26 protein-coding genes are annotated in these 24,367 nt (G+C 73.0%); 11 read left to right on the top strand and 15 right to left on the bottom strand.

Annotated elements, in window-relative coordinates; genetic code table 11:
- Positions 1 to 57: 57 nt before the first annotated feature.
- A complete protein-coding gene (locus tag ACFF45_RS32890; protein WP_381350586.1) occupies positions 58 to 1,977 on the bottom strand; it encodes a hypothetical protein in 1,920 nt (639 codons plus the stop codon).
- Between the two features lie 189 nt (positions 1,978 to 2,166).
- Here ACFF45_RS32890 and ACFF45_RS32885 point away from each other — a divergent pair, with 189 nt between their 5' ends.
- Complete coding sequence (locus ACFF45_RS32885; protein ID WP_381350585.1) at positions 2,167 to 2,595, top strand: hypothetical protein; 429 nt, start codon at positions 2,167 to 2,169, stop codon at positions 2,593 to 2,595.
- A gap of 70 nt (positions 2,596 to 2,665) precedes the next feature.
- Here the strand turns inward: ACFF45_RS32885 and ACFF45_RS32880 are convergent, their stop codons facing one another.
- The 7 genes from ACFF45_RS32880 to ACFF45_RS32850 form a co-directional block, all read right to left on the bottom strand.
- Entirely contained in the window at positions 2,666 to 4,192 is a 1,527-nt protein-coding gene (locus tag ACFF45_RS32880) for a DUF1996 domain-containing protein (protein WP_381350584.1), read from the bottom strand.
- Positions 4,193 to 4,313: 121 nt separating this feature from the next.
- Complete coding sequence (locus tag ACFF45_RS32875; RefSeq protein ID WP_381350583.1) at positions 4,314 to 4,967, bottom strand: LuxR C-terminal-related transcriptional regulator; 654 nt, start codon at positions 4,965 to 4,967, stop codon at positions 4,314 to 4,316.
- Positions 4,952 to 6,226: a sensor histidine kinase gene (locus ACFF45_RS32870; protein ID WP_381350581.1), complete on the bottom strand. Its 1,275-nt coding sequence runs from the start codon at positions 6,224 to 6,226 to the stop codon at positions 4,952 to 4,954. The genes ACFF45_RS32875 and ACFF45_RS32870 overlap by 16 nt, the downstream gene beginning before the upstream one ends.
- Before the next feature lie 476 nt (positions 6,227 to 6,702).
- The gene (locus ACFF45_RS32865) at positions 6,703 to 7,299 is read right to left on the bottom strand and encodes a winged helix-turn-helix domain-containing protein (protein WP_381350579.1); all 597 of its coding nucleotides are present in this window, start codon (positions 7,297 to 7,299) and stop codon (positions 6,703 to 6,705) included.
- 80 nt (positions 7,300 to 7,379) lie between these two features.
- On the bottom strand, positions 7,380 to 7,502 hold the full coding sequence (locus ACFF45_RS32860; protein ID WP_381350578.1) for a hypothetical protein: 123 nt from the start codon (positions 7,500 to 7,502) through the stop codon (positions 7,380 to 7,382).
- Positions 7,503 to 7,649: 147 nt separating this feature from the next.
- Entirely contained in the window at positions 7,650 to 8,681 is a 1,032-nt protein-coding gene (gene glnII, locus ACFF45_RS32855) for a glutamine synthetase (RefSeq protein WP_381350577.1), read from the bottom strand.
- 615 nt (positions 8,682 to 9,296) lie between these two features.
- A complete protein-coding gene (locus ACFF45_RS32850) occupies positions 9,297 to 9,656 on the bottom strand; it encodes an arsenate reductase family protein (RefSeq protein ID WP_381350575.1) in 360 nt (119 codons plus the stop codon).
- A gap of 177 nt (positions 9,657 to 9,833) precedes the next feature.
- On the opposite strand from ACFF45_RS32850, the gene ACFF45_RS32845 reads away from it, so the two are divergent.
- Positions 9,834 to 10,148, top strand: coding sequence for a hypothetical protein (locus ACFF45_RS32845; protein WP_381350574.1), 315 nt, complete (start codon positions 9,834 to 9,836; stop codon positions 10,146 to 10,148).
- Between the two features lie 388 nt (positions 10,149 to 10,536).
- Here the strand turns inward: ACFF45_RS32845 and ACFF45_RS32840 are convergent, their stop codons facing one another.
- Positions 10,537 to 10,794 carry an SCO2583/SCO2584 N-terminal domain-containing protein gene (locus tag ACFF45_RS32840; protein WP_381350573.1) on the bottom strand — a complete coding sequence of 86 codons (258 nt, stop codon included), beginning with the start codon at positions 10,792 to 10,794 and terminating at the stop codon, positions 10,537 to 10,539.
- Between the two features lie 225 nt (positions 10,795 to 11,019).
- Between ACFF45_RS32840 and ACFF45_RS32835 the strand changes: the two genes are divergently transcribed.
- Complete coding sequence (locus ACFF45_RS32835; RefSeq protein ID WP_381350571.1) at positions 11,020 to 11,262, top strand: hypothetical protein; 243 nt, start codon at positions 11,020 to 11,022, stop codon at positions 11,260 to 11,262.
- Between the two features lie 87 nt (positions 11,263 to 11,349).
- On the opposite strand, the gene glnA is transcribed toward ACFF45_RS32835, so the two are convergent.
- Positions 11,350 to 12,759 (bottom strand): type I glutamate--ammonia ligase, encoded by a 1,410-nt coding sequence (gene glnA / locus ACFF45_RS32830; protein WP_381350569.1) that lies wholly within the window; start codon positions 12,757 to 12,759, stop codon positions 11,350 to 11,352.
- Between the two features lie 207 nt (positions 12,760 to 12,966).
- On the opposite strand from glnA, the gene ACFF45_RS32825 reads away from it, so the two are divergent.
- Positions 12,967 to 13,434 (top strand): RDD family protein, encoded by a 468-nt coding sequence (locus ACFF45_RS32825; protein ID WP_381350568.1) that lies wholly within the window; start codon positions 12,967 to 12,969, stop codon positions 13,432 to 13,434.
- 84 nt (positions 13,435 to 13,518) lie between these two features.
- Here ACFF45_RS32825 and ACFF45_RS32820 read toward each other — a convergent pair whose 3' ends face one another.
- Positions 13,519 to 15,165, bottom strand: a complete 1,647-nt coding sequence (locus ACFF45_RS32820; RefSeq protein ID WP_381350567.1) for an FAD-dependent oxidoreductase — start codon at positions 15,163 to 15,165, stop codon at positions 13,519 to 13,521.
- Positions 15,166 to 15,367: 202 nt separating this feature from the next.
- Between ACFF45_RS32820 and ACFF45_RS32815 the strand changes: the two genes are divergently transcribed.
- The 7 genes from ACFF45_RS32815 to ACFF45_RS32785 are packed head-to-tail and all read left to right on the top strand — an operon-like array spanning position 15,368 to position 20,571.
- Positions 15,368 to 16,450 (top strand): SchA/CurD-like domain-containing protein, encoded by a 1,083-nt coding sequence (locus ACFF45_RS32815; RefSeq protein WP_381350566.1) that lies wholly within the window; start codon positions 15,368 to 15,370, stop codon positions 16,448 to 16,450.
- A 35-nt stretch (positions 16,451 to 16,485) separates the two neighbouring features.
- Positions 16,486 to 16,950, top strand: coding sequence for a cupin domain-containing protein (locus ACFF45_RS32810; RefSeq protein ID WP_381350565.1), 465 nt, complete (start codon positions 16,486 to 16,488; stop codon positions 16,948 to 16,950).
- The gene (locus ACFF45_RS32805) at positions 16,947 to 18,206 is read left to right on the top strand and encodes a beta-ketoacyl-[acyl-carrier-protein] synthase family protein (protein ID WP_381350564.1); all 1,260 of its coding nucleotides are present in this window, start codon (positions 16,947 to 16,949) and stop codon (positions 18,204 to 18,206) included. The genes ACFF45_RS32810 and ACFF45_RS32805 overlap by 4 nt, the downstream gene beginning before the upstream one ends.
- A gap of 7 nt (positions 18,207 to 18,213) precedes the next feature.
- Positions 18,214 to 19,458 carry a beta-ketoacyl synthase N-terminal-like domain-containing protein gene (locus tag ACFF45_RS32800; RefSeq protein WP_381350562.1) on the top strand — a complete coding sequence of 415 codons (1,245 nt, stop codon included), beginning with the start codon at positions 18,214 to 18,216 and terminating at the stop codon, positions 19,456 to 19,458.
- A 22-nt stretch (positions 19,459 to 19,480) separates the two neighbouring features.
- Positions 19,481 to 19,735, top strand: coding sequence for an acyl carrier protein (locus ACFF45_RS32795; RefSeq protein WP_196463316.1), 255 nt, complete (start codon positions 19,481 to 19,483; stop codon positions 19,733 to 19,735).
- Between the two features lies 1 nt (position 19,736).
- A complete protein-coding gene (locus tag ACFF45_RS32790) occupies positions 19,737 to 20,216 on the top strand; it encodes an SRPBCC family protein (RefSeq protein WP_381350560.1) in 480 nt (159 codons plus the stop codon).
- A 22-nt stretch (positions 20,217 to 20,238) separates the two neighbouring features.
- Positions 20,239 to 20,571: a TcmI family type II polyketide cyclase gene (locus tag ACFF45_RS32785; RefSeq protein ID WP_381350558.1), complete on the top strand. Its 333-nt coding sequence runs from the start codon at positions 20,239 to 20,241 to the stop codon at positions 20,569 to 20,571.
- A 96-nt stretch (positions 20,572 to 20,667) separates the two neighbouring features.
- Here the strand turns inward: ACFF45_RS32785 and ACFF45_RS32780 are convergent, their stop codons facing one another.
- The 4 genes from ACFF45_RS32780 to ACFF45_RS32765 all read right to left on the bottom strand — a co-directional run bounded on the left by ACFF45_RS32780 (position 20,668) and on the right by ACFF45_RS32765 (position 23,999).
- The gene (locus tag ACFF45_RS32780; protein WP_381350557.1) at positions 20,668 to 21,714 is read right to left on the bottom strand and encodes a methyltransferase; all 1,047 of its coding nucleotides are present in this window, start codon (positions 21,712 to 21,714) and stop codon (positions 20,668 to 20,670) included.
- A 43-nt stretch (positions 21,715 to 21,757) separates the two neighbouring features.
- Positions 21,758 to 22,843, bottom strand: coding sequence for a right-handed parallel beta-helix repeat-containing protein (locus ACFF45_RS32775; RefSeq protein WP_381350556.1), 1,086 nt, complete (start codon positions 22,841 to 22,843; stop codon positions 21,758 to 21,760).
- Between the two features lie 203 nt (positions 22,844 to 23,046).
- Positions 23,047 to 23,748: a DUF4191 domain-containing protein gene (locus tag ACFF45_RS32770; protein ID WP_381350554.1), complete on the bottom strand. Its 702-nt coding sequence runs from the start codon at positions 23,746 to 23,748 to the stop codon at positions 23,047 to 23,049.
- 50 nt (positions 23,749 to 23,798) lie between these two features.
- Positions 23,799 to 23,999 carry an SCO2195 family GlnR-regulated protein gene (locus tag ACFF45_RS32765; RefSeq protein WP_381350553.1) on the bottom strand — a complete coding sequence of 67 codons (201 nt, stop codon included), beginning with the start codon at positions 23,997 to 23,999 and terminating at the stop codon, positions 23,799 to 23,801.
- Positions 24,000 to 24,367: the final 368 nt, after the last annotated feature.

The following is a 24,367-nucleotide window of genomic DNA, read 5'->3' as shown; positions in this document are numbered from 1 at the left end:
CTCGCGCCCGCAGGCCCTTGACAGCCCGCCCCAACCGCAAACTTCACGGCCTTGCCCCTAGCCCAGGCTCTTGACGGTCCGTCCGTCCGCCAGGGTGCCCTTCAGCCCGGTCTGGGCGCCCTGCTCCGCCGCCGCGGCCAGCAGGTTGCCCCGCGCGGTCCGGGCGACCGCGCCCGTCGTGCTGATCGACGCGGTGTCCCGGCTGCCCGCCGCCAGCAGGTACCAGGAGCCCGCCTCCGACTTCCACAGCACCCCGGCCAGCACGTGCGGATCGCGTGCCCCGCACGCCGCCACGTTCTCGGCCTTCGCGGCGACCGCCCCGTACCTGCCGCCCGGCGTGTGGAACTGGGCCAGCACCCGCTCGCCGCCGCCCCGCCAGGTCTCCCCGCGCGTGCACACCCACGCCGCCGTGCCGCTCGCGTCGGGCAGCGGCTGCTCGGCGTACTGCCAGGCGTTGACCGACCGCACGCCGTGCCCGCGCAGGTCGCCCAGCGAGCAGCCGAACGGCGCCCAGGTGCGCAGCGCCTCCGCGCCGGACGCGTCGTGCGTCCCGCCCGGCCGGCCGGTGGTGAGGCGGGCCGGGACCAGTTCGCCGAGGTCGGTCATCAGCCGCGTACCGGAGTCGTCGGTGAGCTGGAGGACGTTCCAGGAGGTGCAGGCGCCGGTCCGGGTGACGGGGCTGGCCAGCGGTGCGGTGACGCCGTCGGCGAGGGGGAGGTCCATCGCGCCGGAACCCGGCTTCAGCAGGTCGCGCTCGGCCGTCGCGCGCACCCAGGGCGCGGTCAGGTAACGGACGTTGCCGTCGGTCCGGTTCAGCACCACCGCGCTCGCCTCGATCCGGCTCGCGCCGTCGGCCCGCGCGAAGTCCAGGGCGGCGCCGGCCGTGCCGTCCCGCGGCTCGGCGTAGCGGGCGACGCGCAGACCGTCGTGGAAGATCACCACGCGTGCGGTGTCGACGTTCCCGGCGTACAGCAGCTGGGGCGGTCCGGGCGGGCCGCCGGACGGCGTCCCGGGGGTCGCCGAGACCTGCACGGTCTCGCCGGGGCGGGCCCACACGGCGAGGGCCCGGCGCAGCAGCGCCCGGTCGGTGGTGAGGTCGCCGCGGGCGGGCCAGACGGAGAAGTCGGTGCGGCCGGCGGACCGCCAGGCGACGGGGGAGACCTTCAGCAGCCGGTTCGGGTCCAGGGCGGCCTGGGCCGCCGGGTTCTGCGCGTACGGCGGAGCCGCCGCGCCGTCCGGGCCCCAGCCGTCACCGGGCAGGCCGAACAGCGCCCCGCACACGGCGACGGCCGCGGCGGCGGCGAGCGCGGCCTTCAGGTGCTGCCGGCGGCGCATCAGGTCGGTGGGCCGGGCCTGCAGCGAGCAGGGGTCGAACTCGGGCGAGTCCAGCAGCGGGTACTGCGCGGGCACGCCGTCCGCCTCCTGGAGCGCGGCGTCCGGGTCGGCGACGCCCGCGGTGCGCAGCACGTGGTGCACGTCGCTGTCGGGCAGCCGCTCCAGGCCGCGCAGGACGTAGGCGGCGCGGGCGGCGGCGGAGAGCGCGGACAGGCGCTGGTCCAGGGCGAGTTCGTCGGCACCGCCGGAGCGCGGGAACAGGCGCAGGCCCCACACCTGGGGCAGCAGCGGCGGCAGCTGGGACCGCTTGGGCCACGCCCTGCGGCGCAGCGGCAGACCGGCCTCCAGTGCCGTGCGCAGCACGTGCTGACGGACGAAGGCGTAACCGGGGTCGCCGTCGCGGCCGGTGGACTGGGCCGGGATCACGGACGCCGCGGCGCGGCCGCGGGGCAGGGCGCGCTGGGTGAGGGCGTGCGCGGTCAGGACGCGGCGGTTGCGGCCCAGGCCGGGCGGCAGCACCAGGTAGGCGAGGCGGACCAGCCGCGGGTAGTGCTCGACGAGCGCGGCCTCGGCCTGCTCGACGTCGACGACCGGGGCGGAAGCGGAAGACGTGGGGCGCGGGGCGACATCCTGTGACTGCACGTTCAGCAGAACGAGCGAATCGGCGGTAGGTCACCGCCGCACGGACGAGGGGCGCCGCACCGGTTGACGACACCCGGGGGCGCCGGGGGACGGGCGGGGCGCGCGCCGCATTTGAGCACGGCGCCCGCCGGAGCCGTATCGATCTGAAGGCGCAGGCGCGCCGGCTCCCCGATCCGACCGGAGGAACAGATGAGGTGGACCCGACCGACGCTCGCCCTGAGCGGGGCCGCGGCGGTGCTGGCCGTGGCCGGCTGCGGCCTGGGCGGCGACCGGGCGGCCGTACCGCAGACGGCGACCGGCAGCCTGGAGCAGCTGGCCGCCGAGGTGCGGTGCGCGCCGGACATGCAGACGGACGAGGACGAGATCCGGCAGGCCCTGTGCAGGAACCCCGACGGCCGGTTCGTCCTCGCGACCTTCGCCACCGACCGGGGGCAGCGGGAGTGGATCGACGGGGCCAAGGACTACGGCGGTCACTACCTGGTCGGCCGCAAGTGGGTCGCCGTGGGGGACACGCCCGTCGTGCGGTCGCTGCAGACCACGCTCGGCGGGGACATCGAGGAGGGCGCCGACCACTCCGGGCACGAGGGCGGCGGCGGGGACGCGCACTCCGCCCACTGAGCGCCCGCGGACGCGACGAACCGGCGGTGGGATCCCACCGCCGGTTCGCGCCGGGCCGGTCAGCGCCGTGTCACTGGCACCTGCGGCCGCTGTTGATGCACTTGACCATCTTGTTCATCAGCCGCTCGGAGAAGAAGTTGATGAAGTCGTTGTGGTCGGTGATCGGCTTGTGCAGCTGCTCGGGGAAGGTGTCCACCGCGAACGGGTTCTGCACGACCCCGTTCTCGATCGTCGGGGCCGGCACCTCGTAGACCAGCCGGACCTGCAGCTGCGGGATCGCCCGGAAGCCGGCCGGGCAGCTGCCGTCGGGCTGGACGAACGCCACGTGGGTGCGGTGGTTGGCGCTGTCGATGTTCTGGCCGTCCCAGCAGCTCTGGAATTTGGCCAGCCGCACCACGTCGCTGCCCTCGGGGCACAGCGGGTACTTGTCCGTCAGCTGGCGGTCGTCGAAGCCGGTGCAGGTCCACGCGGTGTTGGCGTTGGCCAGGCCGTTGACGAAGGCCTTGGCGTCACCGGTGATGATCCGCAGCGCCCGGGGCATCGCGACGACCGGGCCGGTCCGGTTGCCGACGAACTTCAGCTCGGCCACCTTGGGTTCCAGGATCCGGCCCACGTTGCCCTCGGTGCCGCCGCCGGCGTCGTTCTGGTCGAAGTCCTGCGTACCGTCCTGGAGCCGCAGCACCGGCCAGTAGTACGACGACCGGTCGCCCTGGTTCCGGCAGGTGGTCGCGGCGTTCGCCAGGTCCTCGTCGCTGGCGAAGGCGTCGTTGTTCTGGTTGCCGACGTAGTCGTGCAGGTGGTGGGCGCCGTTCGTGACACCCGGGGCGACGATCACGTTGTCCGAGTTGTGCTTGTCGTTCGCGTTGGTGCCGCACTTCGTGGTGAAGCTGCCCCGCGAACCGCCGCGGCCGTTGGCGGGGAGCCCGTTCGGCAGGTTGCGGGAGTTCGGCTGGACGGTGGTGATGTCCTGGAAGTCCGCGGCCACCGGGCCGTTGCCCGCCTGGCCGCCGTTGCCGACCTGCTGGCCGTCGCCGTCCTGGTTCTGGTCCCCGTCCTGCTGGCCGTCGCCGGTCTGGCCGTCCCCGGTCTGGCCGTCGCCGCCCTGGCCCTGCTCGCCGTCGGTGGTCTGGGCGGGCTTGCCGGTGCAGGAGGACAGGGTGTCCAGCTGCTGGGGAGCGCTGCCGCCGGCCCGGTCGATCTCCAGCTGGATCCGGTCGATGATCACCTGGCGCCGGTCCTTGAGCGGTCCCAGGATGGCGTTCTGGACGAAGGCGCCGTCTCCGGCCTGCGCGTCCCGTGTGGTCGCGAGCTGCTGGTAGGCCTCGGTGATCTGCTGGTCCAGCGTCGCCAGTTCACCGTCCACCTCCCCGCGCGCCTGGTCCGGCACCTCGGGGAGCTGCTGTCCGACGTCGGGGCAGTCGATCGTGGCCACCTGGGCCCCACCCGACGTCGTCCGGTTCGCCCAGTCGTTCTCCTCGTGCGCCGAGGCGTAGACATTGGCCCAGATCAGCCCGCCCGCACCGAGCGCTAGGGCCGCCGATGCGGCAATGGCCCTGGTGGCCAGTGGCGTACGGCGTTTTCGTGTGTTGCGTCCCATGGAACTCCTCTGACTTCCTTGCGGGGCGGCATCGAGGCGCCCGGCAGGAGTGAAGCGGCTCCCTCCCATACGGAGCCCGTCCCACAGGTGTTCAGCCGTCCCGGAAATTGCCGGGCGGCGGTCAGCGGCCGTGGTCGAGATACGCCAGAACCGCCAGAACGCGGCGGTTGTCGTCGTCCGACACCTCCAGGCCGAGTTTGGCGAAGATGTTGGAGGTGTGCTTGGCGATCGCCCGTTCCGTCACCACCAGGAGCGCCGCGATGGCCGCGTTGGACCGCCCCTGCGCCATCAGCTCCAGCACCTCCAGCTCCCGCGGCGTCAGCCGGGCCGGCGACCGGTCGCCGGCCGCCCGCCGGGCCAGCAACTGCTGGATGACCTGCGGATCCATCGCCGTACCGCCCGCCGCGACGCGCCGCACGGCGTCCACGAACTGGTCCGCGTCGAACACCCGGTCCTTCAGCAGGTACCCCACGCCGCCGCTGCCGTCGGCGAGCAGCTCCCGCGCGTAGAGCTGCTCCACGTGCTGGGACAGGACCAGCACGGGCAGCCCCGGCCGCTCCCGGCGGGCGCGCAGCGCGCACTGGAGGCCCTCGTCGGTGTGCGTGGGCGGCAGCCGTACGTCCACCACGGCCACGTCCGGCTTCAGCTCGGCCAGCGCCCGGTCCAGCTCGGGCCCGCTCTCCACGGCCGCGGCGATCTCGAAGTCGTAGGCCCGGAGCAGCCGGACCAGCCCGTCGCGCAGCAGGAACAGGTCTTCGGCTAGGACAACGCGCACGGCAGCTCCAGGGTGACCATGGTGGGGCCGCCCGCCGGGGAGCTGACGGCCAGGACGCCGTCGAAGGTACCCAGCCGCCGCTCCACCCCGGCCAGCCCCGCACCCGCCTCGATCACCGCGCCGCCCTTGCCGTTGTCGGTCACCGTGATCCGCAGCATGCCCCCGGTGTGGTGCACGTCGACCCAGATCCGGTCGGCGTCCGCGTGCTTGACGGCGTTGGTGAGCACCTCGCTGACCGCGAAGTACGCCGCCGCCTCCACCGGCGCCTGGGCCCGCCCCGGCAGCTCCACCGTCACCTCCGCGGCGACCGGCAGCCGCAGCGCCAGCGCCCGTACGGCGTCGCCGAGTCCGCGCTCGGCGAGCACCGGCGGATGGATGCCGCGCACCAGGTCGCGCAGCTCGGCCAGGGCGTCGGCGGAGGACCGGCGGGCCTGGGCGAGCAGCTGCCGCGCCTGCGCCGGGTCCTTGTCCAGCAGCACCTCGACGGTGCCGAGGTCCATGCCCATCGCGACCAGCCGGGCCTGCGCCCCGTCGTGCAGGTCCCGCTCGATGCGGCGCAGTTCGGCCGCCGAGGAGTCCACGGCGACCTGCCGGGTCTCGGTCAGCACCCGCACCCGCTCGGCCAGTTCGCCCTGCCGGGAGCCGAGCACGGCCCGGGTGAGCGCAAAGTGCCCGGCCAGCAGGCGGGGCGTGCAGCGGTGCGCGCACAGCAGCAGGACGGCGCCCAGGGCGGCGGCGGCGAGCGCGGAGGCCTGCCCGGTGACCGGCACGAACGCGTACCAGTAGCCGTCCGTCACCCGCCACAGCCCGGCCGCGATCGCGAACCCCTCCAGCGGATACAGGAACAGCACCGCCGGCAGCAGCGCGGTGCCGAACCCCGCCGTCATGTCGACCGGCAGCCACCGCAGATCCCGCCAGGTCGCCGGATCGCCGAGCATGCCGAAGGTGCGCGCCCACGGATTGGCGTCCTTTGGCAGCGGCCGGTACGCCGGCGGGATCCGCACGCCGCCCCACCGGGCCGCCAGCACCCGCCGCCAGTGGGCGTAGGTCCGTACGCCGTCCAGCACCCAGGGGGTGGTGACGATGCCGACGCCGATCGGTATCAGCGCGACGGACACGGCGGACAGGATGATGAGCAGTACCGCGGCCGGGAGGGACAGCAGCGCCAGGGCCAGCCCGCGCACCGCGGCCAGGGCCACCTCCCGCATCCGCGTCCGACCCGTGCCGCCGCCGCGGGTGCCGCTGGTCTCGATGGTCATGGAGCCAGTCTGGAGCAGCCGGGTGCGGCGGTCACGGGGGCCGGGGCCCCGGTCAGGGGGTGGTGCCAGGTACACCCCGCCGCCGGCCGGCACCTCGGCCTCCACCGCCGGGTCCAGGCCCGCCGGCGGCCGGTCCGGCCGACGCGGCCCCGCAGCAGCCGCGCCGCGTCCCGCACCGCCCGGGGCGCCGCCGGCCAGGTGTCGACGACGGCGTCCCGCTCCCCGGCCGCCGGCCCGTCGCGGCCACCGGGCGCGGTGCGGTCGCCGAGCGCCTCCCCGTGCCCCGGGCGGGGCCGGGTGCGTGCCCCGGCGCAGGACGGTGACGTCCCGGCTCCGCCCGAGGGCGGCCTCGACGACGGCCCGGCGAACTCCGTACCACCCGGCATCAGCGGTCTTATGGGGGTGACCCTGCCCGGGGGCGCGGCGCGGGGGAAGCGGAATCTGCCGAGGGCAGGCGGAGACGGGACGCCGGTCCGTCAGCCGCCGGACGGCGGGGCGTACTTGTAGCCCACCCGGCGCACCGTCAGGATCGCGCGCCGGTGCTCGGCGCCCAGCTTGCGGCGCAGGCGGGCGATGTGGACGTCGACGGTACGGCCGTCGCCCACGTGCCCGTAGCCCCACACCGTGGTGACCAGCTGGTCGCGGGTGTGCACCCGGTGCGGGTGCGCGACCAGGTGGGCGAGCAGCTCGAACTCCAGGTAGGTGAGGTCCAGTACGCGCCCCGCCACCTCGGCGGTGCGGCGTTCGGGGTCGATCCGGACGAGCGGGTCGGGGGCGGCGGTCGGCTCCGCCGCGGCCGGCCGGACGGCCACCGCGACCGGCGGGAGGAGCGGCTCCTGGTCGGCCGGGACGAGCACCAGGTAGCCGACCATCGGCGGCCGCCCGGGCAGGGCGGGCAGGGCGTCCTGCGGAGCCGGCAGCCAGGTGGCACCCGGCGGGAGGAGGTCCGGTACCCCTCTCACCTCGTCCGGGTCGACGGCGCGCAGCCGGTGCCGGGCGGCGCCGGGAACGGGCGCGGGGAGGGGGGACGGCGGACGGGAGGCGGAACGGGACAGGGAACCAGGGGTCGCCATGAGAGGTCAGCTCTTTCGCGCGAGGGGTCCGTCAGGGACGTACGTCGGATCGCGCAGGCCGGATGCCGTCGGGTACGGCGTCAGCGGGCCGGCGCGGTCGTCGCGCGGCAACACACCCGGTCGAAGTCGTGGTGCTGACGGGAAGGCCAGAAGGGCTCCAGGTCATGGCGACCCGTCGCGGCGTACTTCTGGATGCTGGCCATGGGCCCATTGAAGCAGACCCCCGCCCGGAACCCGACCCCCCTCTCGCCCCTCGGACCGCTGCGCGTCCGGAAGTTGACGTTCCCACGACGCGCGAGGGGGCGCCCACCGGACCGGTGGACGCCCCCTCGCGGAGCCGTGGCGGCGGATCAGACCTGGCCGGCCTTCTCCAGCGCGGAGCAGCAGGTGTCCACCAGCAGGCGGGTCACCACGTACGGGTCGACGTTGGCGTTGGGACGGCGGTCCTCGATGTAGCCCTTGCCGTCCTTCTCGACCTGCCACGGGATGCGGACCGAGGCGCCGCGGTCGGAGACGCCGTAGGAGAACTTGTCCCACGGGGCGGTCTCGTGCAGGCCGGTCAGGCGGTCGTCGATGCCCGCGCCGTAGTTCTTGACGTGGTCGAGCGGCTTGGAGCCCTCGCCGAGCGCCTCGCACGCGGTGACGATCGCGTCGTAGCCCTCGCGCATCGCCTTGGTGGAGAAGTTGGTGTGCGCGCCCGCGCCGTTCCAGTCGCCCTTGACCGGCTTGGGGTCCAGGGTGGCGGAGACGCCGAAGTCCTCGGCGGTGCGGTAGAGCAGCCAGCGGGCCACCCACAGCTGGTCGGAGACCTCCAGCGGGGCCAGCGGGCCGACCTGGAACTCCCACTGGCCGGGCATGACCTCGGCGTTGATGCCGGACAGGCCCAGGCCCGCCTTCAGGCAGTTGTCCAGGTGCGCCTCGACGACCTCGCGGCCGAAGATCTCGTCGGCGCCGACACCGCAGTAGTAGCCGCCCTGCGGGGCCGGGAAGCCGCCCTCGGGGAAGCCGAGCGGACGGGCGCCGTCGAAGAAGGTGTACTCCTGCTCGATGCCGAAGATCGGCTCCTGCCCGGCGAACTTCTCGGCGACCTCGGCCAGCGCGGCACGCGCGTTGGAGGAGTGCGGGGTCATGTCCGTGTCGAGGACCTCGCACAGCACCAGGATGTCGTCGCCGCCGCGGATCGGGTCCGGGCAGGTGAAGACCGGCTTCAGCACGCAGTCCGAGGCGTGGCCCTCGGCCTGGTTGGTGGAGGACCCGTCGAAGCCCCAGATCGGCAGCGCGTCCAGCCCGGCGGGGGAGCCCGCGATGATCTTCGTCTTGGAACGAAGCTTGGCCGTCGGCTCGGTGCCGTCGATCCAGATGTACTCAGCCTTGAAGGTCACGGGCCTCATCCTTCGGTGGGTCTGGCGCGTCTGCGGGTGCTGCGGCGCTGCGGCACTGGGGCGCCGCTTTTCTGCTTGCTCCGGCAGCCTGTCAACAGGCGATTTCCCGGTCATTGCTCGTATGTGAACCCCGTGTTACCTGGTGGCGCTGTGCGTCACATCACGCGGTGAGGCCCGGCCGCGTGCGCGGGCGTGAGGGGATCACACCGAGAGCGGGCCCGCGGTGAGGGGGCGGTGGAGCGGCTCGTATGCGATGGGGTTGGGCGGCGCCGCCGGGGGCGGAAGGGGGCGGGGCATCCGGTGCCGGGCGCCCCGCGCGGTCCGGACGTGCCGCTCCGGCCGCTCGTGGCCGCGAGCCGCAGGACCCTGTCCGCGCCGTCCCGGCGCTCTCCTCGGCTGCCGCCCTCACCCCGCCTTCTCGGTCACGGCCCGGCGGATCAGGAACGTGCCGGGCTCCCGGACCTGCTCGAAGGCCGCGTCGTCGAGCAGGACGCAGCTGCCCGACACGCGCGCCTCCTGGGAGACAGGGGAGCGTACGCCGCTGGGTACGAGACCCCGAACGAGGTTACTCGGCGGTCACCACGGAAGGCCGCAATAACCCGCGTCACACGGACGTCACCGGGACAGGGCGTCGCGTACGGCCTCGTCGGTGCGGGCGACGACAGCGGTGCCGTCGTCCGCGGTGATGATGGGCCGCTGGATGAGCCTGGGGTGCTCGGCGAGCGCCGTCACCCAGCGGTCGCGCGCGGCGGCGTCGCGCGGCCACTCCTTCAGGCCGAGCTCCTTGGCCGCGGCCTCCTGGGTCCGCGTGATGTCCCACGGCTCCAGGCCCAGCCGGCCGAGCACCTCGCGGATCTCGTCCTCGGTCGGCACGTCCTCCAGATAGCGGCGGACGGTGTACTCGGCGCCCTCGGCGTCGAGCAGGCTCACCGCGCTGCGGCACTTGGAGCAGGCGGGGTTGATCCAGATTTCCATGCGGCCACGGTACGCCCCCGCGCGGCCCCGGAAACCCGTCCGTCCCGGGGGTCACCGACACCCCGAAATCCCTTGTGGCCAGGGGCTTTTGTCAGTGGTGGCCAGTAGAATAGAAGCAGTGTTCGAGGGTGTCGCCGGGGTGTCCGGCGGCGCCCTGACCGCGACAGGAGGATGCCCGTGCCCGCTGCCGCACTCAAGCCGAGGCCGTTGCCGACCCAGTCCACCGCCGACCGCCCCGTCCTGCTCGACCTGCCCTGCGCACCCGTGGCCAAGCGGCCGCTGCCGCCGGGGCGCCCGCGTGAGTGGTACGTCTCGCACAACCGCCGGCTCAAGGCCATGCGCCTTGCGATCGCGCTCCTCGACTCGGGGGTCTACGTGCCGAACCAGGCCCGCGACGAGACGATCCGCAGCACGGCGGAGCTCATCGGCGTCCACCCGCCGTCCGCCACGACGTGCCACATGGTGCGGGCACTGCTGCGCTACACCCGCTGACCCGCTGACCCGCTGACCCGCTGACCCGCTGACCCGCTGACCCGATGCGCCGGGCACCGCCCCACCGGGGCACCGCCCGGCGCGTTTCCGCCAGCCCGCGCCCGTTGATCCCGCGGCCGTGCCCGGCGTGTTTCCGCCGGCCCGCGCCCGTTGATCCCGCGGCCGTGCCCGGCGCGTTTCCGCCGGCCCGCGCCCGTTGATCCCGCGGCCGTGCCCGGACACCGGAAAACGGATGCGGCCCCCCGTGCCCCCGCGCTGCCCTCGGAGCGGCCGCCGGAGGCCCGCCGCCAGGAGCGCGGAGGCGCTTCGTGGGGAAGGCGGCTAGTAGCCGCGGCAGGCAACGTCTGCCCGTGGCGGAGCGGCGTCCGGCGCCTGCCGCGGCACTAGGTTAGGAGGGAGGCCGGAAGCCGATGACCCCGAGCAGCAGGATCACCGCGGCGACGCAGCCCAGCACCACGGCCGCCGACACCCACGACGGCCGGGGCCGGGCCACCCGCTCGGGGTCGGCGCGGAACGGCACCGGTCCGGGCGGGTCGTGCCTCCAGCGCGCGGCGAGCATCCGGGCCCGCGCCGAGGGCTCCTTGTGCTCGGCGGCCTCCGCCCACCGGAGATCGAACTCCCGCTCCGCGTCGTCCTGCTCAGGCATCCCCGCCCACCTTTCTCCGGCGTCCCCGCCCTCATGATCCCCCAGGGCTCGGGATGCCGGGTGATCGGTGGCGGGCTTAGCCTTTTAGAGGGAGCTGCACACCGGGACGCGCCGCTTGCCGGCGGGATCCCTGTTCGCACCGACCGCGCCGTACTTCCCCCACTGCGGCCGCGGCCGTCCGTCCGGCTCGTGCTCGGCACGCCGGGATGGAAGGAAGGTACCTCCATGAAAGCACCACGTGCCAGGCGTCTCTTCGCCGTCACGGCCATCGGCGTCCTGATGGCGGGTGGCGCCGCGATCGGCACAGCCGGGACGGCGTCCGCGGCCGCCCCGGCCGGCGTCCCGTCGAACGACGACTGGTGGGACCGCGACCACCGGGACCGGTACGGTCATTTCTTCGACCCCTACGGTCACTACTACAACACCTTCGACCGCTTCGGCGGAACCGTCGTGATCGTGGTCCGCTGATCGCCGTACGACCGAGGGCCGCCACCCGAAACGCTTCGGGTGGCGGCCCTCACGGCCTGTCGGACGCGTCGCTCGCGCGACGGCCGATCACACGTCGAAGTAGAGCTCGAACTCGTGCGGGTGCGGACGCAGCTGCAGCGGGGCGATCTCGTTGGTGCGCTTGTAGTCGATCCACGTCTCGATCAGGTCGGACGTGAAGACGTCGCCCTGGAGCAGGAACTCGTGGTCCGCCTCCAGCGAGTCGAGCACGGCACCGAGGGAGGTCGGGACCTGCGGGACGCCCGCGTGCTCCTCGGGAGCCAGCTCGTACAGGTCCTTGTCGATCGGCTCGGCCGGCTCGATCTTGTTCTTGATGCCGTCCAGGCCCGCCAGGAGCAGCGCCGAGAAGGCGAGGTACGGGTTGCCGGAGGAGTCGGGCGCGCGGAACTCCACGCGCTTGGCCTTCGGGTTGGAGCCCGTGATCGGGATACGCATCGCGGCCGAGCGGTTGCGCTGCGAGTACACCAGGTTCACCGGCGCCTCGAAGCCCGGCACCAGGCGGTGGTAGGAGTTCACCGTCGGGTTGGTGAAGGCGAGCAGCGACGGGGCGTGCTTGAGGATGCCGCCGATGTAGTAGCGGGCGGTGTCCGACAGGCCGGCGTAGCCCTGCTCGTCGTAGAACAGCGGGTCGCCGTTGCTCCACAGCGACTGGTGGACGTGCATGCCCGAACCGTTGTCGCCGAAGATCGGCTTCGGCATGAAGGTCGCGGTCTTGCCGTTGCGCCAGGCGACGTTCTTCACGATGTACTTGAAGAGCTGGAGGTCGTCGGCGGCGGCGAGCAGCGTGTTGTACTTGTAGTTGATCTCGGCCTGGCCGGCGGTGCCCACCTCGTGGTGCTGGCGCTCGACCTGCAGGCCGGCCCGCTCCAGCTCCAGGGAGATCTCGGCGCGCAGGTCGGCGAAGTGGTCGACCGGCGGGGCCGGGAAGTAGCCGCCCTTGTAGCGGACCTTGTAACCGCGGTTGTCCTCCAGCGCGCCGGTGTTCCAGGCGCCCGCCTCGGAGTCGATGTGGTAGAAGGACTCGTTCTCGGACGTCTTGAAGCGGACGCTGTCGAAGACGTAGAACTCGGCCTCGGGGCCGAAGAACGCGGTGTCGGCGATACCGGTGGAGGCGAGGTAGGCCTCGGCCTTCTTCGCCACGTTCCGCGGGTCACGGCTGTACTGCTCGCCCGTGATCGGGTCGTGGATGAAGAAGTTGACGTTGACCGTCTTGTCCCGGCGGAACGGGTCCACGCGCGCGGTGGAGAGGTCGGCGCGGAGCGCCATGTCGGACTCGTGGATGGCCTGGAAGCCGCGGATCGAGGACCCGTCGAAGGCCAGCTCCTCGCCCGGGTCGAACGCCGCAGCGGGGATCGTGAAGTGCTGCATGACGCCCGGCAGGTCGCAGAAGCGGACGTCGATGAACTTGACGTCCTCGTCCGCGATGAACTTCTTGGCCTCGTCGGCGTTCTGGAACATCCAGCTCCTCCTACTCCCGACCGTCCCGCCGGGGTGGTAGATCGTTCGTGCGGCCGGTGCGGTGGCACACGCTGACCTCGACACTAGGGACGCGTCATTTCTCAGACGTGACCCATTTGTTTCGCAGAAGTTAACGGCTCCGTTCCACCGTAACGCGGCCCGACCCCGGCGTACCCCGGTCAAATCCGGGCGCAGTACCTTTGTCGGGTGGACAAGAGGCAAGCAATCGGATCATGGCTCTCCGGCCCCCGCGCGGCCATGGAGGACGCCGGTGCGGACTTCGGCTACCGGGGCGAGCAGCTCGGCCTGCCGGAGACGGGGCCGGGCTCGATCGCCCGTCCGGGCCGCCGGCTCGGCGCGCTGGCCGTGGACTGGGCGCTGTGCCTCATGATCGCATACAGCTTGATCACGGACGGCTACGGCCAGACGACCGGCAACTGGGCCCTGCTGATCTTCTTCGTGATGAGTGTCCTCACCGTCGGCACCGTCGGCGTCACGCCCGGCAAGCGCCTGTTCGGCCTGCGCGTGGTCGCCCTCGCCACCGGCGCCGTCCACCCGGGCCGCGCCCTGCTGCGCACCGTCCTGCTCTGCCTCGCCGTCCCCGCGCTGATCTGGGACCGGGACGGCCGGGGCCTGCACGACCGGGTGGCGCAGACGGTCGAAGTACGGATCTGACGGCCGGGGACCCGGCCGGAACACGGCGAAGGCCACCCGCACCGCCCGGTGCGGGTGGCCTTCGCCGTGTTCCGGCCGCCGCCGTCAGCGGCGCTGCAGCACCGCCGCCAGGACCTGCCGCAGCTCGGCCTCCGGATCCGCCGCGGCACCGGCCGAGCGCCAGGCCACGAACCCGTCCGGCCGCACCAGCACCGCCCCGTCCGCCGTCGTGCCGTGGACCGCGCTCCAGTCGTCGCCCTCCGCGTCGTACGCCAGCTCCGCGTCCGCGCCCGCGCCGACCCGGCAGGCGTCCAGCCGTACGCCGTCCGCCGTGGCGACCCGCCGGGCGGCGGCGTGCCAGGCGGCGCCCGCGCTCGACCCGGCGTCGCTCAGCAGCACCAGCGAACGCTCGTAGAGGTCGAGCGTGGACAGGCGCCCGCCCGCGCGGCGCAGCCACATGTGGGGGGCCCGGCTGCCCGGCTCGCCGCTCAGCCGCATGTCGTCCGGCACCACCGGCTGCGCGGGGTCGGCGCCCACGACGGCGCCCTGCGGATAGCGGTAGCCGAGCACGACGTTGAGGATGCCGCCGCGCTTGCCGCCGCCGATGCCGGGGGGCGGCGCGAAGCCGGGGTGGCTGTGCTCCACGGAGCGGGTCGAGGCCCGGGCGCTGGTGGCCAGGGCGACGGGCCGGCGCTCGGTGTCGTAGGTCCGCAGCAGTCCGGGGCCGGCCCAGCCGTCGAGGACGGCGGCCAGCTTCCACGCCAGGTTGTGGGCGTCCTGGATCCCGGTGTTGGAGCCGAACGCGCCGGTGGGCGACATCTCGTGGGCGGAGTCGCCGGCCAGGAAGACCCGGTCGGCCGTATACCGTTCGGCGACCCGCTCGGCGGCCCGCCAGGACGCCCGGCCGGTGATCTCGACGTCCAGGTCGGGCACGCCGACGGCCTGGCGGATGTGGCGCTGGAGCCGCTCCTCGGTGAACTCCTCCAGCGTCTCGCCGTGCTCCGGGTGCCAGGGGGCGTGGAAGACCCAGTTCTCCTTGTTGTCGACGGGCAGCAGCGCGCCGTCGGCCTCCGGGTCGGTGAGGTAGCAGCAGATGAAGCGCCGGTCGCCGACGACGTCGGCGAGCAGCTTGGACCGGAAGGTGACGCTCACGTTGGCGAAGAGGTCGCCGGGGCCGCTCTGGGCGATGCCGAGCCGGTTGCGGACCGGGCTGCGCGGGCCGTCGGCCGCGACCAGGTAGTCGGCGCGGACCGTGTAGAGCTCGTCGCTGTCGCGGTCCCGGACGAACGCCGTCACCCCGTCGGAGTCCTGCTCGAAGGACTCCAGTTCGTGGAAGTAGCGCAGGTCGCCGCCGAGTGCGTCGGCGCCCTTGCGGAGCACCGGCTCCAGGTCGTTCTGGCTGCACAGGCACCAGCCCGAGGGGCTGAACCGCGCGAGGCCGCCGCCCGGGTCGATCTCCTTGAACAGCCATTCGCCGGCGTCACCGACCAGCGTCGGCGCCTGCATGATGCCGTGGTTCTCCGCCAGGAGTTCGGCCGCCGACCTGATGTCCGGCTCGACGCCGGCCACCCGGTACAGCTCCATCGTCCGCACGTTGTTGCCGCGGCCGCGCGGGTGGATCGAGGTCCCGGCGTGCCGCTCGACGAGCATGTGGCGCACGCCGAGACGGCCCAGGAAGAGGGAGAGGGACAGGCCCACCAGAGAGCCGCCCACGACGAGGACGGGAACCTGGTGATCGGCTTTCTGCTGCATCAAGGACTCCTGAGGCAGTGGTGGGGGGTGGGGAGGTGTCGGAGTTTTCATGCCCTCTCTCAGGGGCTCCGCGTGATCTATCACCCGCGTGGTTCACGCGAGTCGCGCGCTCCCGGGGAGCAGCAGAGGATCAAGAAGCGCTGACGTCGCGTCATCGGCGACCGGCGTTCGCCTCTGCCTCCAGAGAAGGAGATAGCGCAGCATGACCACCACGTCGGAAAAGGTTTCGCAGCTGACGCGACAGGTGACGGCACGGGTCTCCCAGTCCGTGTTCGACGGCTCCCGCCTCAGGGTCATCCTGCTGGTCGACGTATACGACGGTGCCCAGCAGCAGTTCCTGGAGGCGTACGAGCAACTGTGCAGCCAGGTGGCCTCGGTACCCGGCCACGTCAGCGACCAGCTGTGCCAGTCCATCGAGAATCCCTCCCAATGGCTCATCACCAGTGAGTGGGAGAGCGCCCCGCCGTTCCTCGCCTGGGTGAACAGCGAGGAGCACGTGCAGATGGTGCGGCCGCTGCACCACTGCGTGCGCGACACCCGCTCGCTGCGCTTCCACATCGTCCGCGAGTGGGGCGGCGAGGCGGCCGCGGCCGGCGCGGAGGAGCGCCGGCTCCAGATGTCCCCCAGGATCGGCGACGGCGTGATCCGCCACGCCCTCACCTTCATGGTCAAGCCGGGCAGCGAGCCGGAGGTCGCGAAGATCCTCGCGAACTACGCTCCGCCCGAGACGCGGGTCGACGGCAACACCCGTCTGGCCCGCACCTCCCTGTTCATGCACGGCAACCGGGTCGTGCGGGCCATCGAGGTCCGCGGCGACCTGCTCGCGGCCCTGCGGCACGTCGCCCGGCAGCCCGAGGTGAGGGCGATCGAGGAGGCCATCAACCCGCACCTGGAGCAGGACCGGGATCTCAGCGACGACGAGTCCGCGCGCGTGTTCTTCACCCGGGCGGCGCTGCCCGCGATGCACCACGTCAGCGTGGACGACGAGTCCGAGGGCGAGCGGCACGCCCTGTACTACCCGGCCCGCCCGGGCGAGGGCCTGCACCTGGCCGAGGCACTCGCCCGGCAGGACGAGAAGCTGGCGCAGGACCCGGAGACCCCGGTGCTGCGCAGCACGATCTTCCAGCGGGACGACGTCGTCGTACGGCTGATCGACGTGCGCCCCGGTGCGGGCGCCGACGTCGCCCTGTCGGAGTCCGGGGCCCTGGCCCCGCCGAACACCCTGCTGGACGGCGCCGCCGCCCGCATGGAACTCGTCACCGACCGCCGCTCCCCGGACGCCTGAGCGCGCCGGAGGCAGCACCCCCACGGAGGAACGTCGTGATCAAACCCATTCCCAAGATCATCGACCTCGGCGAGGTCGAGCCCAACACCAAGCGCGGCGGCGATCTGCGCGCCATGCTCACCCCGGCCACGGTGGGCTCCACCAGCGGCTTCATGGGCGTGGCCCTCATCGAGCCCGGCGACCGCATCGGCGAGCACTACCACCCGTACTCCGAGGAGTTCGTCTACGTGGTCTGCGGGCGGCTGGAGGTCGACCTGGACGGCGAGCCGCACCCGCTCCGGCCGGAGCAGGGGCTGATGATCCCCGCCCACATGCGCCACCGCTTCCGCAACGTGGGTGACGTGGAGGCGCGCATCGTCTTCCACCTGGGGCCGCTGGCGCCGCGCCCGAGCCTGGGGCACGTCGACACCGAGGAGACGGAGGTCATCGGGGCCGCCGCGGTGGTCACCGAGCCCGCCGCCGCGGGGGCCGCCCACGACCGGGGCCAGGTCCGGTCATGACCCGGCGCGTGGCGGTCACCGGCATAGGCATCGTCGCCCCGGGCGGCATCGGCGTACCGGCCTTCTGGGATCTGCTGGCCAACGGCCGGACCGCGACGCGGGGCATCACCTTCTTCGACCCCTCGGGACTGCGGTCGCGAATAGCGGCCGAGTGCGACTTCGACCCCGCGGCGCACGGCCTGTCCGAGGAGCAGACCGCGCGCGCGGACCGGTACATCCAGTTCGCCCTGGTGGCCGGCGCGGAAGCGGTCCGGGACTCGGGGCTCGACCTGGCCCGGGAGGACCCGTGGCGGGTCGGGGTGTCCGTGGGCACCGCGGTCGGCGGCACCACCCGGCTGGAGCACGACTACGTCCTGGTCAGCCACGGCGGGGAACGCTGGGACGTCGACCACCGGCGGGCCGAGCCGCACCTGCACCGGGCGTTCTCGCCCAGCACGGTGGCCTCCGCGGTGGCGGAACGTTTCGGCGCCCAGGGGCCGGTGCAGACCGTCTCCACCGGCTGCACCTCCGGCCTCGACGCGGTCGGGTACGCCTTCCACACCGTCGAGGAGGGCCGGGCCGACATCTGCATAGCGGGTGCCTCGGACTCCCCGATCTCCCCGATCACCATGGCCTGCTTCGACGCGATCAAGGCCACGTCCCCCAACAACGACGACCCCGCCCACGCCTCCCGGCCCTTCGACAACGACCGTGACGGCTTCGTCATGGGCGAGGGCGGCGCCGTGCTCGTCCTGGAGGAGCTGGAACACGCACGGGCCCGCGGTGCCCACGTGTACTGCGAGCTGGGCGGCTACGCCACCTTCGGCAACGCCTACCACATGACCGGCCTGACCAGCGACGGTCTGGAGATGGCCCGGGCGATCGGGCTGGCCCTCGACCACGCCCGGCTGGACCCGACCGCGATCGACTACGTCAACGCGCACGGTTCCGGCACCCGGCAGAACGACCGCCACGAGACGGCGGCCGTGAAGCGGGCGCTCGGTCACCACGCCTACGACGCCTGCATGAGCTCCATCAAGTCGATGGTGGGGCACTCGCTCGGCGCGATCGGGGCGATCGAGGTGGTCGCCTGCGTACTGGCCCTCGCCAAGCAGGTCGTGCCGCCGACCGCGAACTACGAGACCCCCGACCCCGAGTGCGACCTGGACTACGTCCCGCGTGTCGCCCGCGAACGGAAGCTGTCCAGCGTCCTGTCCGTGGGCAGCGGGTTCGGGGGCTTCCAGTCGGCGGTGGTCCTGACCCGAAGCAGGGAGTGAGGACACGATGAGCGAACCGCACGATCGGCGCGCGGCCGTCACCGGAATCGGGGTGGTCGCGCCCAACGGCACCAGTACCGACACCTTCTGGAAGGCCACCCAGGAAGGCATCAGCGTCCTCGACCGGGTCACCCGGGAGGGCTGTGAGCACCTTCCGCTGAAGGTGGCCGGCGAGGTCCGCGGCTTTGATCCGGCGGCGACGATCGAGGAGCGGTTCCTCGTCCAGACCGACCGGTTCACCCACTTCGCCATGGCCGCGGCGGACCTGGCGCTGGCCGACGCACGGCTCGGCCAGGCCGACACCTCCGCGCAGCCGTACTCCATCGGCGTGGTCACGGCGGCCGGGTCCGGCGGCGGCGAGTTCGGCCAGCGCGAGCTCCAGCGCCTGTGGGGCAAGGGCAGCCGGTTCGTCGGGCCGTACCAGTCCATCGCCTGGTTCTACGCCGCGAGCACCGGCCAGGTGTCGATCCGGCGGGGCTTCAAGGGGCCCTGCTCGGTCGTCGCCTCCGACGAGGCGGGCGGCCTCGACGCCCTCGCCCACGCGGCACGGGCGGTGCGGCGCGGCACCGACGTGATCGTGGCCGGTTCCACCGAGGCACCGCTCGCGCCGTACTCCGTGGTCTGCCAGCTCGGGTACCAGGAGCTGAGCCACGAGGCGGACCCGGCCCGCGCCTACCGTCCGTTCACGGACGCGGCGTGCGGGTTCGTGCCCGCCGAGGGCGGCGCGATGCTCGTGGTCGAGGCGGCGGGCGCCGCCCGGGAGCGCGGCGCCGGGGTCCGGGCCGTCGTGGCCGGCCACGGCGCCACCTTCACCGGCGCCTCCCGCTGGGCGGAGTCCCGGGCGGGTCTCGCCCAGGCGATCCGGCAGGCCCTGCGGGAGGCCGACTGCGCGCCCGAGGAGATCGACGTCGTGTTCGCCGACGCCCTCGGGGTGCCGGAGGCGGACCGGGCCGAGGCGCTGGCACTCGCCGACGCCCTCGGCGGGCACGGCACCCGTGTGCCGGTCACCGCGCCGAAGACCGGCACCGGCCGGGGGTACTGCGCGGCCCCCGTGCTGGACAGCGCGGCGGCCGTGCTGGCGATGGAGCACGGCCTGATCCCGCCGACGCCGAACGTCATCGACGTCTGCCACGACCTCGACCTCGTCACGGGCCGCGCCCGGGTCGCCGAGCTGCGGACGGCACTCGTCCTCAGCCGCGGACTCATGGGGTCGAACTCGGCGCTGGTGCTGCGGCACGGCGCCGCGCAGTGAGCACAGCAAAGGAGGAGGACCCATGTCCCAGATCACCGTGGAAGAACTCGCCGCGCTCATGAAGAAGGCCGCCGGGGTCACCGTCAGCCCGCAGCAGCTCCAGGAGAAGCCGGACACCGGCTTCGACGTCCTCGGCGTCGACTCGCTGGGCCTGCTCGGCATCGTCGGCGAGCTGGAGAACGTGCACGGCACCCCGATGCCGGTCGACGCGGAGCGCTGCAAGACGCCCCAGCAGTTCCTCAACCTCGTCAACAGCACCTTGATGACAGGAGCCTGAGATGGCAGGACACACACAGAACGAGATCACCATCGCCGCCCCGCTGGACCTGGTCTGGGACATGACCAACGACCTGGAGCGGTGGCCGCAGCTGTTCAGCGAGTACGCGTCCGTCGAGATCCTCTCCCGGGAGGGGAACAGGACGAGGTTCCGGCTCACCATGCACCCGGACGACGACGGCACCGTGTGGAGCTGGGTCTCCGAGCGCGAGCCGGACCGCGACACCCTCACCGTCCGGGCACGCCGGGTGGAGACCGGGCCCTTCGCCCACATGGACATCCTCTGGCAGTACGAGGAGGTCCCGGCCGGCACCCGGATGGTGTGGACGCAGGACTTCGCGATGAAGCCGGACGCGCCCGTCGACGACGCGTGGATGACCGACAACATCAACAGGAACTCGAAGATCCAGATGGCCCTGATCCGGGACCGCGTCGAGCAGGCGGCCGCCGGTCACCGGTCCGCCGCGGCCCTGGCCGACTGAGCCGGACGACAGGAGAGAGACCGTGCACCAGGCCTTGATCGTCGCCCGCATGGCCCCGGGCTCCGGCCCCGACATCGCGAAGGTGTTCGCGGAGTCCGACCGGGGAGAGCTGCCGCACCTCGTCGGGGTCGTCCGGCGCAGCCTCTTCCAGTTCGGCGATGTGTACATGCATCTCGTCGAGTCCGAGCGCGACCCCGGACCGGCCATCGCCAAGGTCACCTCGCACCCCGAGTTCCAGGAGGTCAGCGAGCGCCTGTCGGCGTACGTCAGCGCGTACGACCCGGAGACCTGGCGGTCCCCGAAAGACGCGATGGCGCAGCGCTTCTACCTCTGGGAGCGCGACGCCCGCGCCTGAACCGCCGTCCGGCCACCGGTGCCGGGCCCGCGTCCGACGCGGGCCCGGCACCGGTGCGCTCCGGGGGGTCCCGCTCAGGTGCTGCTCACGTCCCGCTCACGCGGGGACCGTGCAGTCGAACGCGTGCAGGTAGGGGTTGACCGGCCGGATGCCGCCGACGGCCAGGCCCGCCTCGGTCAGCCGTCCGACCATGCTGCCGGTGGTGTGCTTGGCCCCGCCGACGTTCAGCAGCAGCAGCAGGTCCATGGCGGTGCTGAAGCGCATCGACGGGGTGTCGTCGACCAGGTTCTCGATGACCACGACCCGGGTGCCGGGACCGCCCGCCTCGACGACGTTGCGCAGCAGCCGGGCCGTGGACTCGTCGTCCCACTCCAGGATGTTCTTGATGACGTAGACGTCGGCCCGGACCGGCACGGCGACCCGGACGTCGCCGGGCACGATGCGGGTCCGGTCCGCGAGGTCGCCGCCCGGGCGCAGCCGCGGCACGGCGTTCTCCACCACCCGCGGCAGGTCGAGCAGGAAGCCCCGCATCGCCGGGTACTTGTCCAGCAGGCTCGCCACCACGTGCCCCTGGCCGCCGCCGAGGTCGGCGACGGACGAGGCCCCGGACAGGTCCAGCAGCGCGGCCACGTCACGCGCCGACTGCTCGCTGGAGGTGGTCATGGCGCGGTTGAAGACGTCGGCCGACTCCGGGGCGTCCTCGTTCAGGTAGACGAAGAACTCCTTGCCGTAGAGGTCCTCGACGACGTTCCGGCCGGTGCGCACCGCCTCGTCCAGCCTGGGCCAGGCGTCCCAGGTCCACGGCTCGGTGCACCACAGGGCGATGCAGCGCAGGCTGTTCGGGTCGTCCTCGCGCAGCAGCCGGGACATCTCGGTGTGGCCGAACGTCCCGTCGGGGTGCTCGGCGAAGACGCCGTGGCAGGACAGCGCGCGCAGCAGCCGGCGCAGCGGCTGCGGTTCGGTCTTCACCGCGGCCGCGAGGTCCTCCGCGGTCATGGGGGTGTCGGTGAGCGCGTCGGCGACGCCCAGCCGGGCGGCCGCGCGGACGGCGGCGGCACACGCCGCCCCGAACACGAGCTCTCTCAGCCGCATCGACGGCGGCGGTGGTGGGGGAGCCGAGAGCTCGGGGGATGGAGCGGTCATGTGCCGCGTTCCTTCCGTGCGTGGGTGGGGTGGGGCCGTCCGGTCAGCACAGGCCCGCGGGCCGGGAGGCCCCGCAGGTGTTGGTGTCGAAGGCGTTGGCGCTCGCGGCGGCCTCCTGGTCGACCAGGTCCGCCGGCGCGTTGTTCCGCAGGTGGTTGCCGGTGATCCGGTTCCGCTCGCTGGTGACGCCCACCATGCTCTTGAACAGCACGATGCCGCCCGACAGCGGGGAGCTGCCCGAGTGGCCGGTGACCACGTTGCGGGTGACGAGGGTCTGCTCGGCACCGGTCAGCACGATGCCGGAACCCTGGAGGAAGGGCAGCCGGGCGGTCTTCGCGCAGTACTTGTTGTTGCGCTCGACGCGGTTGCCGCGCACGGTCAGGGCGCCCGCCCGCGGCTTGTTCTCGTCGCCGACGACGAACAGGCCGGCGCAGTTGCCGGTGACGTGGTTGTGCGCCACGGTGAGGTTGCGCAGCCGGCGGACGGTGACGCCGATCCGGTTGTCCGCCAAGTAGTTGCGCTCGACCAGCGTGCCCTTGGTGTCGGTGGCGCCCACCTCGGCCTTCACGTTGTTGGCCAGGAACAGCCCCGCGTCACCGTTGCGGCGGGCGATGTTGTGGCGGAGGACGCCGCGGGTCGAGTGCTCCTGGGCGATGCCCCACTGCCCGTTGGCGTCGGCGGCCACCCGCTGCACGGTCAGGTGGTCGGTCCCGAGGGCGAACAGGCCCACCTTGGGGAAGCCGGTCACCTTCAGGTCGGCGACGGTGACGTCCTTCAGGGCCTTGTTCTTCTCCCCGATGACACAGATGCCGTTGCCGGATCCGGCGCAGCTGACGGTGGCCTTCCGGGTGCCCGGGGCGGCCTGCCGCGCGGCCGGCCGGATCACCGTGCGGTGGCCCGAGCCGCGCAGGGTCAGCCCGGGCGTCCTCACCGTGACGCTCTCGTGGTAGGTGCCGGGCAGCACCAGCACCGTGTCACCGGGCCGGGCGGCGTCCACCGCCCGCTGGATCGACTCGCCCGGCAGGACCGCGTGGACGCGGTGCTGGGCGGCCGACGCCGGGGCGGTACCGACGAGCGCGCCGAGGAGCGCGGTCGTACAAGCGAGGTACGTGATATGGCGTTTTGTCACATGGCGAAGGCTAGGAGCGTCTCAGCTGATTACCGGCCGGATGCTCCGTTCGACGGCGTGTCACCGGGGCGGGCCGCGGACGGCGTGTCAGCGGCGCGGGGCGCCGTCGCCGGGTCGCCCCCGCGCAACGCGCCGGCCCGGGCCGGCGGCACCTCGCGGTTCCGTCGGCCCGGGCCGGTTCGTGCGCGTCGCTCGGCCGCGCCTCAGCGGGCGCGCGGCCCGCCCTTCGGCATCCGCATGCCCTTGGGCATCGGCCCCTTGGGCAGCGGCATGTTGCTCATCAGGTCACCCATCGCCCGCAACCGGTCGTTGGTCGCGGTCACCTGCGGGCCGGTCAGCACCCGGGGCAGCTTCAGCATGGTCGTGCGCAGCTTCTTCAGCTCGACCGTGCCCTCGCCGGTGCCGACGATCAGGTCGTGCACCGGCACGTCCGCGACGACCCGGTTCATCTTCCTCTTCTCGGCGGCCAGCAGGGACTTCACCCGGTTCGGGTTGCCCTCGGCGACCAGCACGATGCCGGCCTTGCCGACCGCCCGGTGCACCACGTCCTGGCTGCGGTTCATCGCCACCGCGGGGGTCGTCGACCAGCCCCGGCCGATGTTGTCCAGCACGGCCGCGGCGGCGCCCGGCTGGCCCTCCATCTGCCCGAAGGCCGCCCGCTCCGCCCGGCGGCCGAAGACGATCGCCGTCGCGAGGAAGGCGAGCAGCAGGCCCAGGATGCCGAGATAGATGGGGTGACCGATCAAGAAACCGATCGCGAGGAAGACACCGAAGGTGACGATTCCGACAGCCGCGAGTACAAGGCCGATCTTCTTGTCGGCCCTGCGGGTCATCTTGTAGGTCAGAGCGATCTGCTTCAGTCGCCCGGGGTTCGCAGCGTCCGCTGCGGGTTCCTTCCTCGCCATGCCACGAAGTCTACGTGGCTCGCGCGCCGCCTACGACGGCGGTGCGCCCCTCAGGAGCGGCGGGCGAGGGCCTGCTCCAGGATCCGCTGCGCCTCGACCCGGTCCTTGGCCCGGCGGCGGTCCTCCAGCACGGAGTTCCAGGCGTTGCGGCGGGCGGTGCGCTGACCGCCGCTCATCAGCAGCGACTCCACGGCGCGCAGGGCGGTGGTGAAGGACGGGATGGCGGTGGCGCGAACGGGCGCGGCCTGCATGGTGGAGGTCCCCCCTCGAGACGGCTGTGGGTACGGGTCTGGGCGGCGTGAGTCCAGCGTCACCGTTTGGTGTTACCAGGGCGTGTCCGACCGGTCAAACACCCATGAAGGCCCGATGTGGCGGCCCCGAACGCCGACGCGGCCCTGACGTACGCCCTCAGCTGCGAGGACGGTCAGGGCCGCGTCGTAGCGGTCGCTACTCACCAGTAGGCGCTTGTGCGGCAATTCACACGTTCGCCGCACGCCCTGCCGGGCAGCCGGCTGACGTGGCGTCAGACGGCCTGGGCCGCGACGTACGCGCCCCGCTTCTCGACGGCCATCTGGTAGAGCCGTCCGGCGCGGTAGGAGGAGCGGACCAGCGGGCCGGA

The organism is Streptomyces cinereospinus (assembly GCF_042430725.1).
Classification (GTDB): domain Bacteria; phylum Actinomycetota; class Actinomycetes; order Streptomycetales; family Streptomycetaceae; genus Streptomyces; species Streptomyces cinereospinus.
Note: the sequence above shows the minus strand (reverse complement) of the source record. Positions and strands in the feature narration are given on the sequence as shown.

Coding starts and splice junctions, on each gene's coding strand:
- ACFF45_RS32885 (WP_381350585.1), top strand. CDS start 2,167: ATGAGGTGGACCCGACCGACGCTCGCCCTGAGCGGGGCCGCGGCGGTG.
- ACFF45_RS32880 (WP_381350584.1), bottom strand. CDS start 4,192: ATGGGACGCAACACACGAAAACGCCGTACGCCACTGGCCACCAGGGCC.
- ACFF45_RS32870 (WP_381350581.1), bottom strand. CDS start 6,226: ATGACCATCGAGACCAGCGGCACCCGCGGCGGCGGCACGGGTCGGACG.
- ACFF45_RS32865 (WP_381350579.1), bottom strand. CDS start 7,299: ATGGCGACCCCTGGTTCCCTGTCCCGTTCCGCCTCCCGTCCGCCGTCC.
- ACFF45_RS32860 (WP_381350578.1), bottom strand. CDS start 7,502: ATGGCCAGCATCCAGAAGTACGCCGCGACGGGTCGCCATGACCTGGAG.
- ACFF45_RS32850 (WP_381350575.1), bottom strand. CDS start 9,656: ATGGAAATCTGGATCAACCCCGCCTGCTCCAAGTGCCGCAGCGCGGTG.
- ACFF45_RS32840 (WP_381350573.1), bottom strand. CDS start 10,794: ATGCCTGAGCAGGACGACGCGGAGCGGGAGTTCGATCTCCGGTGGGCG.
- ACFF45_RS32835 (WP_381350571.1), top strand. CDS start 11,020: ATGAAAGCACCACGTGCCAGGCGTCTCTTCGCCGTCACGGCCATCGGC.
- glnA (WP_381350569.1), bottom strand. CDS start 12,759: ATGTTCCAGAACGCCGACGAGGCCAAGAAGTTCATCGCGGACGAGGAC.
- ACFF45_RS32820 (WP_381350567.1), bottom strand. CDS start 15,165: ATGCAGCAGAAAGCCGATCACCAGGTTCCCGTCCTCGTCGTGGGCGGC.
- ACFF45_RS32815 (WP_381350566.1), top strand. CDS start 15,368: ATGACCACCACGTCGGAAAAGGTTTCGCAGCTGACGCGACAGGTGACG.
- ACFF45_RS32805 (WP_381350564.1), top strand. CDS start 16,947: ATGACCCGGCGCGTGGCGGTCACCGGCATAGGCATCGTCGCCCCGGGC.
- ACFF45_RS32800 (WP_381350562.1), top strand. CDS start 18,214: ATGAGCGAACCGCACGATCGGCGCGCGGCCGTCACCGGAATCGGGGTG.
- ACFF45_RS32795 (WP_196463316.1), top strand. CDS start 19,481: ATGTCCCAGATCACCGTGGAAGAACTCGCCGCGCTCATGAAGAAGGCC.
- ACFF45_RS32790 (WP_381350560.1), top strand. CDS start 19,737: ATGGCAGGACACACACAGAACGAGATCACCATCGCCGCCCCGCTGGAC.
- ACFF45_RS32780 (WP_381350557.1), bottom strand. CDS start 21,714: ATGACCGCTCCATCCCCCGAGCTCTCGGCTCCCCCACCACCGCCGCCG.
- ACFF45_RS32770 (WP_381350554.1), bottom strand. CDS start 23,748: ATGGCGAGGAAGGAACCCGCAGCGGACGCTGCGAACCCCGGGCGACTG.
- ACFF45_RS32765 (WP_381350553.1), bottom strand. CDS start 23,999: ATGCAGGCCGCGCCCGTTCGCGCCACCGCCATCCCGTCCTTCACCACC.